Origin of the sequence: Nostoc cf. edaphicum LEGE 07299, from assembly GCF_015207245.1 — a bacterium.
GTDB classification, from domain to species: domain Bacteria; phylum Cyanobacteriota; class Cyanobacteriia; order Cyanobacteriales; family Nostocaceae; genus Nostoc; species Nostoc edaphicum_B.
The window spans coordinates 1-3,496 of the sequence record NZ_JADEXF010000672.1 but is presented as its reverse complement, the minus strand read 5'-3'; the positions used below and the strand labels follow the sequence as shown (position 1 = coordinate 3,496).

The window sequence follows — 3,496 nt, the reverse complement described above, 5'->3', positions numbered from 1 at the left end:
ACCTAATTCAGCCCATTCCCTACTAAGTAGGGTTTGCTGAAAAAGGTATAAATAAAGTAGGAGAAAGATTGATTAGTGACTCCACAAGGGTTAATCAGATGTTGGGAATGTCATAGATGAATATGGGGGGCAGTTATTACGTCAAGGAAACATAACGATTGCTGAGGTTGCTCACCGGTTATTCCGAGCCAAGACGCTTTGCTGAAGCCTTTAAGCGCAGGTTTGGTATCACGCCGAGTGGATGTTTATTTGGTAAAAAGTCGGTTTCAGGCACATGATGCGGTTTTTGGTATAGACTCAGTTGGCACTAATTCTCTATAATCAGCTTGATTGGATTAGCAACTATTTGCAGTAATCCAGTTCTGGTCTAACACCTAATAACTCTTGAAGCACCCCACCCGCGCTATCGCCGTCATTAATGATTTATTTAAATACCTAGTCAATACACCTTGAACTTATGCCCAAAAACGTGATTTTCGTCTGCGAATCCTGCCATTCTTCCTCCGCAGAAGTGCCAGAAAAACCTCCTTTTGATAGCACTACTTTACTTGAACAAATAAATACTTTATGCACCGAAAAATCCCTAAATAATGAAGTAGAAATTCACCCAGTAGGATGCTTATGGGCGTGCAATAGTGGCTGTGTTGTATCCGTTGCTAGTCTAGACAAACCCACCTATCTGTTCGTCAATCTCACCCCTGGAGAAACTGCTGCCGCGTTACTAGATTTTATGCAACTGTATATCAAAAGTGCTAAAGGGACTGTAGTTTGGAAACAGATTCCTGAACTATTACAATCTGCTATTTTCGCCCAAATACCACCTGTAGTAAGTAATGAAACTCCAAGTAATTCTGATTAATTATTTTCTCTAAATTGAGCATTTACTATGACCTCTTTCCCATTAACCAAAAACCATCCACTCTTACGTTTATTACACTATGCTAAAAACTACCGCCCTCAAGTGTGGACTGCTGTAATCTTTACCATCATCAATAAAATCTTCGACCTCGCACCATCATATTTAATAGGTGTTGCCGTAGATATTGTGGTAGAAAAAGAAAATTCCATCATTGTCCAAATTGGCATCACCAACATCATTGGACAACTAGCAATTTTATCATTATTAACTTTACTTATTTGGACTTTAGAATCACTATCTGAATTTATCTACGATCGCTTGTGGCGTAACCTTGCCCAAACTATGCAGCATGAGTTACGCCTTGATGCCTACAGCCATTTACAAAAACTAGAACTGAGCTACTTTGAAGAACGCTCTACGGGCACACTCCTGTCAATTTTAAACGATGATATCAATCAATTAGAAAGATTTCTCGATTCTGGTGCTGCATCTATTCTGCAATTTATTACCACAATTTTAGCTGTAGGCGGCTCATTTCTTCTCATAGCCCCCAATGTCGCTCTTTTGGCAATCCTACCCACACCCTTCATATTCTGGGGTTCATTAGCATTCCAGAAACGACTCGCACCCCGTTATGCAGATGTCCGCGACAAAGCCGGATTTATCAATAGTCGTTTAGCTAATAATCTCTCAGGGATTGCCACAATTAAAAGCTTTACAGCTGAAGCCTACGAGAGAGATCGTGTCCTTTTTGAAAGTGAAGCCTATCGCCGCAGTAACCGTCAAGCGATCGCTCTTTCTGCTGCTTTTTATCCAGCGATTCGATTAGTGATTGTAATCGGTTTCATCGCCACGTTGTTTTTTGGTGGGGTTGCAGTGACGAATAATCAGTTAACTGTGGGAACTTACGGTTTCATGGTGTTTATTGTCCAGCAGTTACTGTGGCCTTTTGCAACATTGAGTTCCATCATGGATGAGTATCAACGAGCGATGGCTTCTACCCGACGAGTTATGGGATTATTAGATACTCCCATTGCTATTCCCACTGGGAAGCATCCTTTACCGTTAAAAACAGTACGCGGTGAAGTGCATCTTGACAATATCACCTTTGCATACAATGGTCGCACCAATGTACTCAAAGATTTATCACTGCATATTTTACCAGGTGCAAATATTGGCATTGTTGGTGCAACTGGTTCTGGTAAAAGTACCCTAGTCAAACTACTGCTACGCTTTTACGAAGTCCAAGGCGGACAAATCCTGGTTGATGGCATCGATATTCGGGAATTACAACTCTTAGAACTGCGGCGCTGTATCGGTTGGGTGAGTCAGGATGTGTTTTTATTTCACGGTACGGTGGCGGAAAATATTGCTTATGGCAGTTTTGATGCAAGTAATGAAGAAATCATCCATGCTGCCAAATTAGCCCAGGCTCATGAATTTATCCTGCAACTACCCCTCCAGTACGATACTATCGTCGGTGAAAGAGGTCAGAAACTTTCTGGTGGTCAAAGACAACGAATTGCGATCGCCCGTGCTATTCTCAAAGACCCACCAATCTTGATTTTGGATGAGGCGACCTCTGCGGTGGATAATGAAACCGAAGCAGCTATTCAGAAGTCATTGACGATGATTACTCAAAATCGGACTACGATAGCGATCGCTCACCGTCTTTCTACAATTCGTCACAGTCATTGCATATATGTGATGAATCATGGTCAAATTGTTGAGCAGGGTAAGCACGAGAACTTACTAGCAATTGATGGGATTTATGCTAGTCTGTGGCGCGTACAGTCTGGAATTCATTAATACTTTCTTTTAATTTTGATGAAAATAGGCTTGTCTGCAAATCAGGAAATCTATGGTAATTTGCTCTGTTATCAAGCATTCGCGGTACGATTATTAAGAATAAATATTATTAATTTTTAAATATCATCCAGTATTCTCGTCCTTCTTCAAGGATTTCTTGATAAATTATTGCGATCGCCCAACGTCTCCCCTGAAAGACCATACACTTGTTTTTTCTATCAAACAACTAGTGGTAAAATTATTGAGATTAATTATCATTACATCTTGATAATCGCTAGCAATGACAATCACCTTAACAATCAAAGACTACGAGGAACTAGTAAAGTAGAGCAAGTAGAATCTGTAGGAAGTTATAATAGCCCAAATATAGAAAAGATTTTGAAACTTAAACCAGACCTAATTATTTCTGGATCTGATTTGAAAGGTATTTACAAACAGTTGTCTTATATTGCACCTACAGTAGTTCTTAATACACCCTATCCGCCACCAAATTGGATAGATACGTTCGAGGAACTTGCTCAGATATTGGGCAAAGAAGAAGTGAGTAAGCAATTGATAGATAAGTATTGGCAACGGGTGGAAAAACTTAAGCAAGCTTTGGGCGTTGGCGCAGCCTCTCCAAATGAGAATCGCCGCAATACTATTAAGGTATCTATTGCAAATACATCTTCAGAATCCGGCATTTGGTCTTATGGATAAAAGCATTTTTCTGGGTCAGTTTTGAAGGATATTGGTCTGCAACGTCCCAAATCACAAAGGGGAGATTTCTTCTATATAGAAAATATATCCAAAGAAAAAATATCTGATATTGATGGGGATGTTCTCTTC

Annotated in this window: 3 protein-coding genes; all 3 read left to right on the top strand. The window is 40.1% G+C overall.

Annotated elements, in window-relative coordinates; translation table 11 throughout:
- The first annotated feature begins 457 nt into the window (after positions 1–457).
- Entirely contained in the window at positions 458–859 is a 402-nt protein-coding gene (locus IQ229_RS18750; protein WP_194046314.1) for a DUF1636 domain-containing protein, read from the top strand.
- A 27-nt stretch (positions 860–886) separates the two neighbouring features.
- Positions 887–2,668, top strand: a complete 1,782-nt coding sequence (locus IQ229_RS18745) for an ABC transporter ATP-binding protein (RefSeq protein WP_194046312.1) — start codon at positions 887–889, stop codon at positions 2,666–2,668.
- Positions 2,669–2,836: 168 nt separating this feature from the next.
- Positions 2,837–3,367 (top strand): ABC transporter substrate-binding protein, encoded by a 531-nt coding sequence (locus IQ229_RS18740; RefSeq protein WP_322744015.1) that lies wholly within the window; start codon positions 2,837–2,839, stop codon positions 3,365–3,367.
- The last annotated feature ends 129 nt before the right edge of the window (positions 3,368–3,496 follow it).

Coding starts and splice junctions, on each gene's coding strand:
- IQ229_RS18750 (WP_194046314.1), top strand. CDS start 458: ATGCCCAAAAACGTGATTTTCGTCTGCGAATCCTGCCATTCTTCCTCC.
- IQ229_RS18745 (WP_194046312.1), top strand. CDS start 887: ATGACCTCTTTCCCATTAACCAAAAACCATCCACTCTTACGTTTATTA.